Origin of the sequence: Pseudomonas lijiangensis (assembly GCF_018968705.1) — a bacterium.
GTDB lineage: Bacteria > Pseudomonadota > Gammaproteobacteria > Pseudomonadales > Pseudomonadaceae > Aquipseudomonas > Aquipseudomonas lijiangensis.
Window position 1 is genome coordinate 603,592 of the sequence record NZ_CP076668.1, and the last position, 14,274, is coordinate 617,865.

Sequence of the window (14,274 nt, forward strand, 5' to 3'; positions counted from 1 at the left end):
TTGCGCGAAATCGTCCTGATTAACATCACTGGTGTCGACCGTCCGGGTCTCACTGCGGCCATCACCGGCGTTCTTGCCCAGGGTGGCGTGAACATCCTCGATATTGGTCAGGCGGTGATTCACGACACCTTGTCGTTCGGCATCCTGGTCGAAATTCCGGATACCGAACAGGGCTCTTCCGTCCTCAAGGACATCCTGTTCACAGCCTACAAGCTCGATCAGCAGGTGCGTTTCACTGCGGTGTCCGAAGCGGATTACCAGCAATGGGTCGACGGGCAAGGCAAGGCACGGCATATCGTGACCCTGCTGACCCGCAAGGTTACGGCCGAGCAATTGCAGTGTGTCAGTTCCATCACCGCAAAATACGGCCTGAATATCGACCATATCGATCGTCTGTCCGGGCGCATGCCTCTCGACACGCCAGCCGACAAGGGCAAGGGCTGCATCGAGTTCTCCGTGCGCGGCGAGCCTGCTGACCCGAAGGCCATGCAGGCCGAATTCCTCAGCGTGGCCCAGGAGCTGAACGTCGATATCGCGTTCCAGCAGGACTCGCTGTTCCGCCGCAACCGTCGCCTGGCCGTGTTCGACATGGACTCGACCCTGATCGAGGCCGAAGTCATCGATGAGCTGGCCAAGGCTGCTGGAGTCGGTGAGCAGGTTTCGGAAATCACCGAGCGCGCCATGCGTGGCGAACTGGATTTCCGCGCCAGCTTCAAGGAGCGTCTGTCGCTGCTCAAAGGGCTGGATGTGAGCGTGCTGGATGAAATAGGTGCTTCCCTGCGCCTGACCGAAGGCGCTGAAACCCTGTTTGCCGAACTCAAGCGCCTGGGCTACAAGACCGCCATTCTTTCGGGTGGCTTCACTTACTTTGCCAAGCAGTTGCAGGCGAAGCTGGGCATCGACTATGTGTTTGCCAACGAACTGGAAGTGGTCGATGGCAAAGTGACCGGTGTGGCGGTCGAGCCGATTGTCGATGCGCAACGCAAGGCCGATCTGCTGCGCGAGCTGGCGAACAAGGAAGGTTTGAGTCTGGAGCAGACTATCGCGGTGGGTGACGGTGCCAATGACTTGCCGATGCTGGCGATTGCCGGCCTTGGGGTCGCGTTCCGCGCCAAGCCACTGGTGAAGCAGTCTGCAAAACAGGCGATTTCGACACTGGGTCTGGACGGGGTTCTGTACCTGCTGGGCTTTCGGGACCGCGAGGGTCGCGGCTGACACGCCCGATGTGTGTAGCTGTCGCAATCCTCTGAAGGCCTGCGGCAGCTACAGCGAACTCCACAACGAATCGAATTCCTGCCCCGGCTTCGGCTTTTCACTTTCCGTGGCCTTGGGCGCATCGTAGATCTTGTACTCGAACTGGTTATAGCTGGCGCTGCTGATGTGCCGGTTGCTCAGCGCTGCCCGGCGTTCTTCGCCATTGACGTTGATCATGACCTGGCTGTTTTCCTGAAAGGGCAGGCGCGGGGCGAGCACGGTCGGTGGCTTGCCCATGGCGCGGACTTCCGGAAGCATCAGGGTGCGCAGGTACTGGCTGTTCTGCCCTTCACGGATCAATTGCATGCCACAGGGCTGCGCAAACGGGGCGATCAGTTCGATGCCCATCTGCGTGCCGCCGCTGCGCACTTGCCTGACCCAGCGCACGATGGCGATGCTCCAGCCCTGACCGGCGTCATCCTGAATACCCACCAGTTCACCGGCCTGTAATTGTGGCGGGACCTCTTTGGGCCACGCCAGGCAATAGCCGCCGGGGCTGTGGTTGACGATATTCAGTTCGAAGGTCGCAAAGATGTTCTGGGCGTTGGACGCCGACTCGTTGTCGCCATCTACTGACTGGTATTCGATTTCCTCGAAAGGCAGCAAGACCGACGAGGTATTGCCGCGATGGGTATCGAAGGCGTTGGACCATGGGTCGTCGTTATTGTCGTTGACCAGCTTGAGGCTGAAGTCCGCCACGCTGCTCACGGCCGGCAGCAGCAATTGCTCGGTGAAGGACTTTTGCCCGCCGACGTAATAGTGCAGGGCGCTCATGCCGATGCACAGTTTGAGCGTGCCCTGGCCTGCGGTGCGCTGAAAGGTTCGCTCGGCCACATCGCCCCAGGCGGCTGCCAGATGTTGCAGCAGGTCGGTGGTGATACGAGACGGGACCAGTAATCTGGACTGCGAGCGCTGATCGGCGGGCAGTTCCAGGTATTTATTGAGGGCATCGGCCAGCGCCAGGGAATTGATCCCCAGCAGCTTGGGCAACTGCTCATCGGTAAACAGCGTGCGATAAAGCGGCGGTTTGTCGGACGTGGGGTCCAGAGCAAACAGGCTGTTTTCATTGGCTGGCGATTGCAGCGTGACCAGCGCGCTCCAGGCTTCCAGAGCTTCGGCCATCTTGCCGATATTCAGCTGGCGCATCTGATTGCTGCGTGAACAGCCCATCAGCAGCGCGATGGCGTAGGTCTGCTCGACGCTCAGGGTGCGAGTATGGGTGCCCAGCGGCTCGTTCACCGGCGTGCTGTGCAACTGATACTGGCGGGCAATCTGATAGATGTTGTGCAGCTCAAGCCAGAGACCGTCCTGCACCGGGCAATACAATTGGCTGGCGCGGATCAGGGGGCCGTTGAGTGCATGCATGGCGCGTTGCAAGGCGGTGGTGAGCAGAGCGCCCTGTTCCTTGCTGTAGCGTGCTGCCACATTCTGGATGATCTGTTTGTAGCCGGTTGCCAGGTGGTTTTGCAGCGCCTGGCAGAGATTGGCGACCTTGCGCGGACGCTCATCTAGCACGATGGCCTGATTGAGGAAGTGCCGCTCCAGATGGCTGCAGACGAAATAGACTTCCGGGCGCAGCAGCTCCAGCAGTTGGAGACGGTTTTCGCCGGGGGTCATCAGCAGGTTGAGTTCGGACAGCCCTTGATAGAGCTGGCGGGCCATTTCGCCGATGTTTGCTTTGGGCAGGCTGGAGATCCAGCGTTTCAGGTCGCGGGGATTGGGTTCACAGAATGACAGGCTCGACTGTGTTGGCGTGGGTGCACGCAACAACAGAGGTAAGCTCAAATTACTCATGTGACAGGCAGACTCCAGCTACTTCAAAGGCCCGAACGGTGGCTTTGATTGACGAACTTCATGCATCTTTGCAGTGAATTTATCGTGCATGCGTCAATTAAAGTGCGCTGCTTCCTGCAACACCGATAAGGCAACTTTAACAGCATCGGCACGTTCTCGCAGCTTTTATGGCCTCATGCCAGTACCTGTCTGCTTCCCTTGGAGCACTGGCTTGAGCACAGGTTCCTGAGAACCTGTGCATTTCAAGTCAACAGATGTTTCAGGCCTGTACAGGCGCTGCCATTGCTTGCCCCATTTGTACCTTGGAGCCAGCGGTCAGCTCCTCTGCCCATTTCACCTGATCCGGGCCAAACAGCACGATAGCGGTGGAACCCAGCTTGAAGCGACCCATTTCTGCACCTTTTTCCAGATGGATGGGCGCACGTGCGGCTTCGTCATAGCTCACGGTCTTCAGTTCGCGCTTGGGAGGTGTAACCAGCCCGGCCCAGACGGTTTCCACCGAGGCGACGATCATGGCGCCGACCAGTACCACGGCCATCGGGCCGCGCTCCGTATCGAACAGGCACACGACGCGCTCATTACGGGCGAACAGCTCGGGAACGTTTTCAGCGGTGGTCTGGTTGACCGAAAAGAGGCGGCCTGGCACGTAGACCATTTCGCGCAAGGTCCCGGCAAGAGGCATGTGGACGCGGTGGTAGTCCTTTGGCGACAGGTAGACAGTCGCAAACTGGCCGCCCATGAACGGGGCCGAGAGTTTTGGATCGCCGCCCAGCAGTTCGAGTGCGCTGAAGCTGTGACCCTTGGCCTGGAAAATACGACCGTGCTCGATAGGGCCCAACTGGCTGATGGCGCCGTCGGCCGGGCACAGGATGGCGCCGGGAGTGGTGTCCAGCGGACGTGCGTCCGGTTTCAGGGCGCGGGTGAAGAAGTCGTTGAAGTGCTCATAGGCAGTGAGGTCTTCGACCTGCGCCTGAGACATGTCCACCTGATAGCGGCGTGCGAACCAGGCGGTGAAGGCATTCTTGAACCAGCGCACGCGGCATTCGGCAACGCAGCCCGCCAGACGAGACAGAAGATGGTGTGGCAGCAGGTGCTGACTAAGGATGAACAGACGCTCTTTCATTTATATTCCTAAAGCTTGAGGGAGGAGCCGACTCGTTTGGAACTGATGTCACTTCTCGATCGGGGTGTCCGGGTGATTGCCCCATTCGCCCCATGACCCGGCGTAAGCCTTGACCCGTGGATAGCCGAGAGCCTTGGCCACCAGATAGGTGAAGCCGGAGCGGTGGTGGGTCTGGCAGTGGGTGATCACTTCCTTGTCGGGAGTGATGCCCAGGTTTTCCAGAATCTGGGGCATGTCCTGGCGGATGCGCAGGTTGCGGGCTTTATCCATGCCGGCAGTCCACTCGAAGTTGACTGCACCAGGGATATGGCCGCCTCGGGCTGCCAGGACTTTTTCCCCCGAATACTCGGTCGGGCCACGGGCATCCCAGATCGCCAGATCGGCAGCGCCGAGACGGGACTGGACATATTCGCGGGTCGCGGTGGGCTCGCCATGCAGGGTGAGGGCCACGGGAGCGGTCGCAGCCGCCGGCACATCGGTGGTCAGCGGCAAGGATTGCGCTTCCCATGCCAGCACGCCGCCATCCAGATAGTGATAGCCGGTGTGGCCGATGACATCCAGCAGCCAGATGAAACGTCCGGCCCAGCCGCCGCCTTCGTCGTCATAGACCACATAGACGGCGTCCGGGTTGTGGCCGAGTTCGCTGAACAGGAATTCCAGATCCCCATGAGCCGGCAGCAGGCCTGGCGCGGGAGGCTGGCCCAGTTGCGTACGTTTTGGGTCGACGAAGCGGGCGCCGCGGATATGACCAGCCTCGTAACGGGCGCTGCTGGTCAGATCGACGAGGATCAGTTGCGGGGCGTCAAGGCGCTCAAGCAGATCTTGTGGCTCGATGCCCAACGGCAAACCAGTGAAGACGGACATTTGCAGCCTCCGATAAAGGGGAAGTGCGAATTGTACGCCAGGCCTCAGGCTTTGCGTTGGCTAAAGATAGCCAGTGATCGCTCAATACATTGCGCGGTTTTTCCGAATGCCTGAACGGATATTTCCGACAATGGACCTCCACCCTGATCCGCGACCACCAGTAGCAGGACCCTGCCGTTGTTGCCCAATGAGCGGATCAACCAGTGCTCGCCCTTGAAGATGCTTTTCAGGGCGGCAGGCAGCAGCGCCGCAAATTGTGCGTGGTTGGTGGGGGTGATGCGCAGTTGGGTCGGTTGGGTCAGCAGGCGCTGCAGGAGCGTGCTTTCCTTGATGGAGAATTGCAGCCCCGAAACCTCTGGCGGCAGTCCACCGGCCAGATGCACGCGCAATATGCTGGCCGTCTTGTCCGCCATCAGCAGCATGACCCGCTCCATGCCGCAGGCCACCAAAGCGTCGCGAGCGGTCGTGGTCAGGTGCATGGAATTGAGGAACGGCGTGGGCTCGACCAGCAATTCGGCGCACTGCTTGCGCCACTGTTGCAGCGCGTCGGCGGAGGGGGGTGGCGCGACCTCGTTGTCGCGTCTGATGCGTCGGGCATCCCAGGGCCAGATCAGGGATTCGGCCGGATGCCACAAATCTGTTTCGGCATGGATGCGAGCGCTGCTGGCGGCGTTCTGGTGAGCCTGTTGCTGGACTTCTGCCAGTGGCTGTTGCAGATAAAGGCTGGCGAGCCGTTCCCAGCGCAGGCAATGCGGGCTGTTCCACGCCTGTTGGGCCGACAGCGCCAGACCATTGCCCAGCAGCACGGTATTGGCCGGCTGATTCAGCCAGCGACGCAGGTTCGGGTCGGCATCCATGAGTTGCTGCTGGCGCAACGGGTCTTGATCCTCCCGGGCGATGTGCAGGGCCTTGACCAGCTCTCGTCGCTCGTTGATCAGCACTTTGTAGCCGCGGGTGACCCAGACCGGCAGACGCCAGAACTCGGCCAGCGTCAGACACAGTTCCAGCAGGCTGACGCCGAACAGCTCTTTCTCGACCACACTGCTGGACTCGCCCTTGTGAATGACCCGCACTTCCCAGTCTTCCAGAAGCTTGGGGTGCGCGAGCGCCATGGGCCACAGCGGCGACAGAAACAACAGGCTGCCCAGATGGATGTCCTGCCACAGACGGGCGAGGCGACTGGCGAACAGCCCATTGGCCTGTTGCGTGGCATGCTGGCTGATAAGGATCAACTGGCGGAAAGCGGCCGGTATGTCCTTGGGGTCCTTGGCAGGCAGGCGACCGAGCAGGATTTCGGTGCGGGCCAGCCCCAGTCGGTTGATTGCAATTTCCAGACTTTCAGCCGGTTCCACCATGCCATGGCTTTTATGGTTGGCTTCACGCAGCACGCTCAATACCAGCTCCGGGCTTTCCTGCATCATGTCGGCGATTTCACGTAGCGAGCGGCGGCTGTCTTTCAGCGCGTCGCGAACGTGATTGTGGTTCACCGAGGGGATAGGCAAGTCAACGGCGTCCAGATGCTTGATCCAGGCATCGAGTGTCTTGGGTATCGAGTGCTTCACAGAGCTTGCGGTCGACATTGGAAGGCCTTTACAGCTGATTTTTTTATGCAGCGCAGGCTGCGATTCTTCAGGGCTGGACAGCTGTTTTCAAGCCTTTGTTCTAGTGGCGAACTGGTTTTTCACAAGAACTGACTATAGTCTGGACCAAGGAGGCCGATACGTAGAACAAGAGTTTCCGCACTTGCCCCTGAACCCGACTCGATAAGTATTTTCTACCTATGGCTAAAATTATCGGCATCATCGTCGTTTTCGCGAGCGTGCTCGGCGGATACGTTCTATCCCACGGACAGGTCGCAGCGCTGTTTCAGCCTTATGAAGTGCTGATTATCGGTGGTGCAGCCCTGGGTGCATTCCTCCAGGCCAACCCTGGCTATATGACCATGCACGTCTTCAAGAAGTCCTTGCAGATGTTCGGTACGCGTTTTACTCACGCCTACTACCTGGAAGTGCTTGGTCTGGTCTACGAGATCCTCAACAAGAGCCGCCGCGAAGGCATGATGGCGATTGAAGGGGATATCGAGGAACCGGCTTCCAGCCCGATCTTCGCCAAGTACCCTGGCGTGCTCAAGGATGCACGCATGACGGCCTACATCTGCGATTACCTGCGGATCATGTCGTCGGGCAACATGGCGCCCCACGAACTCGAAGGCCTGTTCGACATGGAACTGTTGAGCATGAAGGAAGAGCTTGAGCATCCTTCCCACGCCGTTACCGGTATCGCCGACGGTATGCCCGGTTTCGGTATCGTGGCAGCGGTACTGGGTATCGTGATCACCATGGCTTCCCTGGGTTCCGGCGACAAGGCCGCTATCGGTATGCACGTAGGTGCGGCTCTGGTAGGTACCTTCTTCGGTATTCTGGCGGCCTATGGTTTCTTCGGCCCGCTGGCCACTTCCCTGGCTCACGATGCCAAGGAAGAGATGAACGTCTACGAATGCATCAAGGCTTCCCTGGTGGCTTCGGCTTCCGGCATGCCGCCTTCGCTGGCCGTGGAGTTCGGTCGCAAGGTTCTGTATCCGGCGCATCGGCCCAGCTTCAGCGAGCTGGAACAAGCGGTTCGCGGTCGTTAAGTCATGGAAAATAATCAGCCGATAATCGTCAAGCGCGTAAAGCGCTTTGGTGGCGGACACCACGGTGGCGCCTGGAAGATTGCCTTCGCTGACTTTGCGACAGCGATGATGGCGTTCTTCCTGGTGCTGTGGCTGCTGTCTGCCGCCACGCCCGAACAGTTGATCGCCGTCGCTGGTTACTTCAAGGACCCGGTCGGCTTCACAGACAGTGGTTCGCCCTATGTGATCGATCTGGGCGGTTCGCCCGAGATGTCGCCGAACCAGACCCTCAACCCCGAGGTCAAGACCACGCCGTCCCCGGATACCGTGCCTATCGAGTCGGATACCTCTGAATCCAAGGCCGAGCAGGTCGAGCAGGAGCGTCTTGAGATGCTGTTGCAAGAGTTGCAGAACAAGGTTGAAGAGAACCCGCAACTGCTGAAGTTCAAGGATCAGATCCTGTTCGAGATCACTCAGGATGGCTTGCGGATCCAGATCATGGACGCTGATAACCGGCCCATGTTCGACTCCGGCAGCGCCCGTCTGAAGCCTTACTTCGAGGACATTCTGCTGGCCATGGCCGACACCATTCGCACGGTGCCGAACAAGACCAGTATCAGCGGCCACACCGACGCCAAGCCTTATGTGGGCAGCGGTGAGTTCGGGAACTGGGAGCTGTCGGCAAACCGCGCCAACGCTGCACGTCGTGCGCTGGTGGCAGGCGGTTATCCTGACACCCAGGTCGCCCGGGTGGTCGGGTATGCTTCTTCGTCGCTGTATGACCGTGAGCATCCGTTCAATCCGGTGAACCGTCGCATCGATATCGTCGTGCTGACCAAAAAGGCCCAGCAGCGTATCGAAGGTGATCAGGGAGGCGGTGCTGCGCCGCAGACCCAGCCTGCCCCGGCAGCGCCAGCGGCTCCGGGAGCGTCTACCACTACGCCGCCTGATCCGCAGGCCTATGCCCAGCCTCACGAGATTCGGCAAAAGCTGAACATCTTCGAGGAAGGCCAGTTGCGGGCTGAACCGGCCAAAAACTGAGTGGTGACAACCGATACAAAAACGCCGCGATCATCGCGGCGTTTTTGTGTGCGTTTCAGTAACTGTCTTGCGGCAGACTGGCGATGATCGAGCGGTAACTGTTCATGCGCTGCTGCTGAACCCGGCCATCTTCCAGAGCCTTGAGCAGGGCACAACCCGGTTCGCGGTCATGCTTGCAGTCGCGGAAGCGGCAGGTGCCGATCAGGTCGTTGAACTCGATGAAACCGGCTTCCACATCGGCACGGCTGACATGACCCAGGCCGAATTCGCGAATGCCCGGCGAGTCGATCAGGTCGCCGCCACGGGGGAAGTGGAACAGGCGGGCGGTGGTCGTGGTGTGCGTACCCTGGCCGGACAGCTCCGACAGCGGGCCGACACGTGTCTCGACTTCCGGCAGCAGGCTGTTGACCAGCGAAGACTTGCCCACGCCCGACTGGCCCACGAATACGCTGATATGGCCGTCGAGGCGGTTCTGCAACTGTTGCATGCCATCGCCATGGTGCGCCGACACTTCCATGACCGGATAACCCAGTGTGCGGTACACCGCCAGCAGGGCGTTGAGCGCCGGAGCGTTCTGCTCGTCGATCAGGTCTGCCTTGTTGAGCAGCAGCAACGGGTGAATGCCTGCATGTTCGGCAGCCACCAGATAGCGGTCGATCAGGTTGGCGTGAGGCTCGGGCATCGGCGCGAAGACAATCACGATCAGGTCGACGTTGGCGGCTACCGGCTTGAGCTGGCCGCGGGTGTCCGGTCGGCAGAGTTCGGTGGTGCGGGGCAGTTGGGCAACGATAACGCCAATGCCCTGGTTGCCGGCACGCCAGACCACCTGGTCGCCGGTCACCAGCGCTGGCAGGTTGGCGCGCAAGTGGCAGCGGAAAACCTGGCCACGCTGTTCGCCGTCCTGGGCTTCGACTTCAACCTGCACACCGAAGTGAGCGATCACAAGCCCGGTCTGCTCGGGGCCGAGGTCGCCGCCCTCCAGGGTTTCCAGAGCCTGCGTCTCGCGTTTTGCAGCGCGGGCAGCGCGCTCGCCCTGGATCTTTTCGATGCGCCAGTTCTGGCGGCGATTGAGTTGGCGTTTGGCCATGGGTGTTCCGAGTCGATAAAGCGAATGATTGGGTCGTACAGTGAATCGGGCGGAGTCTAGCACGCCGGGGTGAGCTAAACTGCGAAGCCTAGCCAAGGAGTCGTCACATGCAGAACAAGCAAAACCTGATCTGGATCGATCTGGAAATGACCGGCCTGGACCCGGACACCGATGTCATCATCGAAATGGCCACGATCATCACCGACAGTGAGCTCAACACGCTGGCCGAAGGGCCGGTGATCGCCATCCACCAGAGCGATGAAACGCTGGCGGGGATGGACGAGTGGAATACCCGTCAACATGGCGGCTCGGGCCTGACCCAGCGGGTTCGTGAAAGCACCATCAGCATGGCTGAAGCCGAGGCGCAGACCCTGGACTTCATCAAGCAGTGGGTACCGGAGCGCAGCTCGCCGATCTGTGGCAACAGCATCTGCCAGGATCGCCGCTTCCTGTATCGGCATATGCCGACACTGGAAAACTACTTCCACTACCGCAACCTCGACGTCTCTACCCTCAAGGAGCTGGCTGCCCGCTGGTCGCCGGAGTTGCGCTTCAAGAAAGGCAATACCCATCTGGCGCTGGACGACATTCGTGAGTCGATTGCCGAGCTGCGTTTCTACCGCGAGCACTTCATCAAGTAATGGGTTGCTGCGGGAGTGCGGCGAATAAACCTCGTCGCACTCTTTCAGTGCGTTGATCCGCTGGTTAGACTGCGCGCCTTTGTCGCAGGTGTAGTCGCCATGTTGCTGATGCTTTATCTGATTGCCATCACTGCTGAAGCCATGACCGGTGCCCTGTCTGCCGGGCGTCGCGGCATGGACTGGTTCGGTGTGGTGCTCATCGCCTGTGTCACCGCGCTGGGCGGCGGTTCGGTACGCGATGTGCTGATCGGTCATTACCCGCTGACCTGGGTCAAGCACCCGGAATACCTGGTCCTGACCAGCGTGGCTGCGCTGGTGACCATCTTCATCGCCCCCTTGATGCGCCACCTGCGCTCGCTGTTTCTGGTCCTCGATGCCCTGGGGCTGGTGGCTTTCACCCTCATTGGCTGCATGACCGCACTGGAAGCCGGGCACGGCATGCTGATCGCCTCGGTATGCGGCGTCATCACCGGCGTGTTCGGCGGCATCCTGCGGGATATCTTCTGCAACGACATCCCCCTGATCTTCCGCCGCGAACTCTACGCCAGCGTGTCCTTCCTCGCCGCCTGGTGCTTTTTGCTGTGCCAATACCTGGAACTGCCCACCGAGCAGAGCATCCTGATCACCCTCTCCGGCGGCCTCCTGCTACGCCTGCTGGCGATCCGCTTCAAATGGGAAATGCCGAAGTTCGTATATAAGGATGAACACTAGTGGGAGCGAATTTATTCGCGAAAACGGTTCGCGAATAAATTCGCTCCTACGTTTTGGTGTGTTGTTTCAGCGCCCATTCCACATGCTCGCGCACCATCTCTGACGGGTAATCGCGGCGGGCTTCCAGGGCCTGGAGGACGGGGATGGTGGAAGGGGCGTTGCCCAGGCCTACTGCCAGATTGCGCAGCCAGCGCTCGTAGCCGGCGCGTCGCAATGGCGAGCCTTCGGTGCTGCTGAGGAATTTTTCTTCATCCCACATGAACAGTTCGGCCAGCCCGGCGTTGTCCAGGTTGTGGCGTGGCTGAAAGTCGCTCTGGCTTGTGGGGCGGGCGAAGCGGTTCCAGGGGCAGACGATCTGGCAATCGTCACAACCGAATACCCGGTTGCCGATCAGGGGACGAAGCTCTTCGGGAATGGCCGTCTTGAGTTCGATGGTCAGGTAGGAAATGCAGCGCCGGGCATCCAGCATGTAAGGGCCGACGAAGGCGGCTGTAGGGCAGATGTCCAGGCACGCGGTGCAGCGTCCGCAATGCTCGGTCGCGTGCGGTGCATCAACCGGTAGCGGCAAGTCCACGAACAGTTCGCCAAGAAAGAAGAAGCTGCCCGCCTTGCGATTGAGCACCAGGGTGTTCTTGCCGATCCAGCCCAGCCCGGCCTGTTCGGCGATGGCCTTTTCCAGAACCGGGGCGCTGTCGACGAAGGCCCTGAAGCCGAACGGTCCGATTGACTGCTGAATGCGCTCGGCCAGTTGCTGGACGCGCTTGCGAACCAGTTTGTGATAATCGCGACCCAGAGCGTAACGCGAGACGTAGGCCTTTTCCGGTTCTGTCAGGCGCTGTGCCATTTCGGTATCGCCTGGCAGATAATCCATGCGTAATGAAACGACACGCAACGTGCCCGGCACCAACTCGTCTGGATGGGAACGTTTGCTGCCATGGGCTGCCATATAGTCCATTTCGCCGTGGTAACCCGCCTCGAGCCAGCGCTCCAGGTGCTGTTCATGCTCTGCCAGATCGAGCCCCGATATGCCGACCTGTTGAAAACCCAGCTCACGGCCCCACTCCTTGATCGATTGCGCAAGGCTGGTGAGGTCATCGGAAGTTGGAAGTTCAGCAGTAATAGCAGGCATGCGCAGAGAGAAACCGGGTCCAAGGTGCGTATAATTCTGCCAGACATCGGAGCCCGGATACGCATGTTCGACACTAAACCTCATTTACCCGACGCGCTGTACAGTGCCGATCAGGTCCGGGATCTTGATTCCCGGCTGATTTCAGCAGGTACGCCGGGCCTGGAATTGATGCAGCGCGCAGCCCATGCGACCTGGCGAGCGTTGCGTCGACAGTGGCCTCAGGCGGGTGAGTTGACGGTGCTGGCCGGGCGTGGCAACAACGCCGGGGATGGGTATCTGGTGGCGTCACTGGCACAGAAGGCCGGTTGGCGGGTGAGGGTGCTGGCGGTAGGAGATTCTGCCGCGCTGACGGGCGATGCCGCCACAGCCCATGGCGAAGCCGTTGCCACAGGTGTGGATATTCAGCCCTGGTCCGCTCAGGCGTTATCCGGTGTGGTGCTGGATGCCTTGCTGGGGACGGGTTTGAACGGCGAAGTGCGTGAGCCTTATCTGTCGGCGATCAAGGCAATCAACGCCAGTGGCTTGCCGGTTGCGGCGGTGGATATTCCGTCAGGCCTGAGTGCCGATACTGGACGAGTGCTCGGTGTTGCCGTACGTGCCGAACTGACCGTGACTTTTATCGGGCTGAAGCTTGGGCTGCTGACCGGTGAGGCGGCGGATCGGGTCGGTGAGCTGGTTTTTGATGATTTGCAGGCGGATTCGAGTCTGGTCGCGCAGACGCCCGTCAGTGCGAAACGCCTCGATACATTTAACTTGCCAGCGCTGGCGTCACGTCCCAAGGCTGCTCACAAAGGGCTGTATGGGCGGGTTCTGGTGATTGGCGGCGATCATGGTTTTGGCGGTGCGGCCCTGTTGAGTGCCGAAAGCGCATTGCGCAGCGGCGCCGGTATGGTCACTCTGGCGACCCGCAGTGAACATGTGCCTGCGGCGTTGGTGCGGATGCCGGAAGTCATGAGCGCGGCGATTCATTCTGCCAATCAGTTGCTGGCCCTGATCGAACCCGCTGCTGTGCTGGTGGTGGGGCCCGGGTTGGGGCAGACAAGCTGGGGCCGCAGTCTGCTGTCGGCAGCCGCTGTTGCCCGGCGACCTCAGGTCTGGGATGCGGATGCCTTGAATCAACTGGCCGGTGGCTTTGTGAGCCTGCCGCCAGACAGCGTGATTACTCCGCACCCCGGTGAAGCTGCGCGGCTGCTGGGCGTCAGCACCGCGGAAATCCAGGCAGATCGCCCGGCAGCGGCGCGTTCGCTGGCCCGTAAATTCAATACCGTCTGTGTGCTCAAGGGCAGCGGCAGCCTGATTGCCGATCCCGATGGGCGTCTGGCCTTGTGTGATCGAGGTCATCCGGCGATGGCTACTGCCGGTCTGGGCGATGTGCTGGCCGGGTTGATCGGCGCGTTGCTGGCGCAGCACATGACGCCATTCGATGCGGCCTGCCTCGGTGTCTGGCTGCATGCCCGCGCCGGAGAGCAGGCGGGTGCTTCAGGTCGCGGGCTGGCGGCCAGCGATACCATTCCAGCCATTCGTCAGTTATTGGAGGAGCTACAACCGTGTCTGAGTTAACGCTGCATTTGACTGGCGAAGAGGCCATGATGGGCTTCGGCTCGCGTCTGGGTCAGATCACCCAGGGTGTCGGCGTCATTTTTCTCGAAGGTGATCTTGGCGCGGGCAAGACCACGCTTTCCCGTGGCCTGATCCGTGGGCTCGGGCATGTGGGCGCGGTCAAGAGCCCGACGTTTACCCTGGTCGAGCCCTATGAAATCGGTTCGATACGCGCCTTTCACTTTGATCTGTATCGCTTGGTTGATCCCGAGGAACTGGAGTTCATGGGGGTGCGGGATTACTTCGATGGGGATGTGCTCTGCCTGATCGAATGGCCTCAGCGCGGCACAGGCTTTTTGCCAAAGCCCGACCTGACCATTACCATTAGGCCGCATGAGCAGGGGCGGTCTGTAACATTGAGCCCTCAAGGCTCCCGTGGCGAAACCTGGTGTGCCGCTTTGGCTTTGGAATTCAAATAGA

13 protein-coding genes are annotated in these 14,274 nt (G+C 60.3%); 7 read left to right on the forward strand and 6 right to left on the reverse strand.

Features of this window, described 5'->3' with window-relative positions:
• Positions 1-1,215 (forward strand): phosphoserine phosphatase SerB, encoded by a 1,215-nt coding sequence (gene serB / locus KQP88_RS02670; protein ID WP_216704779.1) that lies wholly within the window; start codon positions 1-3, stop codon positions 1,213-1,215.
• A gap of 48 nt (positions 1,216-1,263) precedes the next feature.
• Here serB and KQP88_RS02675 read toward each other — a convergent pair whose 3' ends face one another.
• The 4 genes from KQP88_RS02675 to KQP88_RS02685 all read right to left on the reverse strand — a co-directional run bounded on the left by KQP88_RS02675 (position 1,264) and on the right by KQP88_RS02685 (position 6,615).
• Complete coding sequence (locus tag KQP88_RS02675) at positions 1,264-3,048, reverse strand: molecular chaperone (RefSeq protein ID WP_200995035.1); 1,785 nt, start codon at positions 3,046-3,048, stop codon at positions 1,264-1,266.
• Positions 3,049-3,307: 259 nt separating this feature from the next.
• The gene (gene asd, locus KQP88_RS25205; protein ID WP_221528086.1) at positions 3,308-4,171 is read right to left on the reverse strand and encodes an archaetidylserine decarboxylase; all 864 of its coding nucleotides are present in this window, start codon (positions 4,169-4,171) and stop codon (positions 3,308-3,310) included.
• Positions 4,172-4,219: 48 nt separating this feature from the next.
• Entirely contained in the window at positions 4,220-5,035 is an 816-nt protein-coding gene (locus KQP88_RS25210) for a rhodanese-like domain-containing protein (protein WP_221582478.1), read from the reverse strand.
• Between the two features lie 44 nt (positions 5,036-5,079).
• Positions 5,080-6,615: an HDOD domain-containing protein gene (locus tag KQP88_RS02685; protein WP_216704780.1), complete on the reverse strand. Its 1,536-nt coding sequence runs from the start codon at positions 6,613-6,615 to the stop codon at positions 5,080-5,082.
• A 200-nt stretch (positions 6,616-6,815) separates the two neighbouring features.
• Here KQP88_RS02685 and motA point away from each other — a divergent pair, with 200 nt between their 5' ends.
• Both motA and motB read left to right on the forward strand, forming a co-directional pair.
• Complete coding sequence (gene motA, locus KQP88_RS02690) at positions 6,816-7,667, forward strand: flagellar motor stator protein MotA (protein ID WP_025258287.1); 852 nt, start codon at positions 6,816-6,818, stop codon at positions 7,665-7,667.
• A gap of 3 nt (positions 7,668-7,670) precedes the next feature.
• Complete coding sequence (motB, locus tag KQP88_RS02695; RefSeq protein WP_200995031.1) at positions 7,671-8,687, forward strand: flagellar motor protein MotB; 1,017 nt, start codon at positions 7,671-7,673, stop codon at positions 8,685-8,687.
• A gap of 55 nt (positions 8,688-8,742) precedes the next feature.
• Here motB and rsgA read toward each other — a convergent pair whose 3' ends face one another.
• Positions 8,743-9,774, reverse strand: a complete 1,032-nt coding sequence (gene rsgA, locus KQP88_RS02700; RefSeq protein WP_025258289.1) for a small ribosomal subunit biogenesis GTPase RsgA — start codon at positions 9,772-9,774, stop codon at positions 8,743-8,745.
• Between the two features lie 107 nt (positions 9,775-9,881).
• Here rsgA and orn point away from each other — a divergent pair, with 107 nt between their 5' ends.
• Both orn and KQP88_RS02710 read left to right on the forward strand, forming a co-directional pair.
• On the forward strand, positions 9,882-10,415 hold the full coding sequence (gene orn, locus KQP88_RS02705) for an oligoribonuclease (protein WP_200995030.1): 534 nt from the start codon (positions 9,882-9,884) through the stop codon (positions 10,413-10,415).
• A 99-nt stretch (positions 10,416-10,514) separates the two neighbouring features.
• Positions 10,515-11,126 (forward strand): trimeric intracellular cation channel family protein, encoded by a 612-nt coding sequence (locus KQP88_RS02710; RefSeq protein WP_200995029.1) that lies wholly within the window; start codon positions 10,515-10,517, stop codon positions 11,124-11,126.
• 46 nt (positions 11,127-11,172) lie between these two features.
• Here the strand turns inward: KQP88_RS02710 and queG are convergent, their stop codons facing one another.
• Positions 11,173-12,255, reverse strand: coding sequence for a tRNA epoxyqueuosine(34) reductase QueG (gene queG / locus KQP88_RS02715; RefSeq protein WP_216704781.1), 1,083 nt, complete (start codon positions 12,253-12,255; stop codon positions 11,173-11,175).
• Between the two features lie 63 nt (positions 12,256-12,318).
• Here queG and KQP88_RS02720 point away from each other — a divergent pair, with 63 nt between their 5' ends.
• Together KQP88_RS02720 and tsaE are read left to right on the forward strand one after the other, a co-directional pair.
• On the forward strand, positions 12,319-13,815 hold the full coding sequence (locus tag KQP88_RS02720; protein WP_216704782.1) for an NAD(P)H-hydrate dehydratase: 1,497 nt from the start codon (positions 12,319-12,321) through the stop codon (positions 13,813-13,815).
• The gene (tsaE, locus tag KQP88_RS02725) at positions 13,803-14,273 is read left to right on the forward strand and encodes a tRNA (adenosine(37)-N6)-threonylcarbamoyltransferase complex ATPase subunit type 1 TsaE (protein ID WP_216704783.1); all 471 of its coding nucleotides are present in this window, start codon (positions 13,803-13,805) and stop codon (positions 14,271-14,273) included. Before KQP88_RS02720 ends, tsaE begins: the two co-directional genes overlap by 13 nt.
• Position 14,274 lies beyond the last annotated feature (1 nt).

Bases quoted from the DNA above. Each gene is read 5' to 3' on its own strand.
- KQP88_RS02675 (WP_200995035.1), bottom strand. From the start codon at position 3,048: ATGAGTAATTTGAGCTTACCTCTGTTGTTGCGTGCACCCACGCCAACA.
- asd (WP_221528086.1), bottom strand. From the start codon at position 4,171: ATGAAAGAGCGTCTGTTCATCCTTAGTCAGCACCTGCTGCCACACCAT.
- KQP88_RS25210 (WP_221582478.1), bottom strand. From the start codon at position 5,035: ATGTCCGTCTTCACTGGTTTGCCGTTGGGCATCGAGCCACAAGATCTG.
- KQP88_RS02685 (WP_216704780.1), bottom strand. From the start codon at position 6,615: ATGTCGACCGCAAGCTCTGTGAAGCACTCGATACCCAAGACACTCGAT.
- motA (WP_025258287.1), top strand. From the start codon at position 6,816: ATGGCTAAAATTATCGGCATCATCGTCGTTTTCGCGAGCGTGCTCGGC.
- motB (WP_200995031.1), top strand. From the start codon at position 7,671: ATGGAAAATAATCAGCCGATAATCGTCAAGCGCGTAAAGCGCTTTGGT.
- rsgA (WP_025258289.1), bottom strand. From the start codon at position 9,774: ATGGCCAAACGCCAACTCAATCGCCGCCAGAACTGGCGCATCGAAAAG.
- orn (WP_200995030.1), top strand. From the start codon at position 9,882: ATGCAGAACAAGCAAAACCTGATCTGGATCGATCTGGAAATGACCGGC.
- KQP88_RS02710 (WP_200995029.1), top strand. From the start codon at position 10,515: ATGTTGCTGATGCTTTATCTGATTGCCATCACTGCTGAAGCCATGACC.
- queG (WP_216704781.1), bottom strand. From the start codon at position 12,255: ATGCCTGCTATTACTGCTGAACTTCCAACTTCCGATGACCTCACCAGC.
- KQP88_RS02720 (WP_216704782.1), top strand. From the start codon at position 12,319: ATGTTCGACACTAAACCTCATTTACCCGACGCGCTGTACAGTGCCGAT.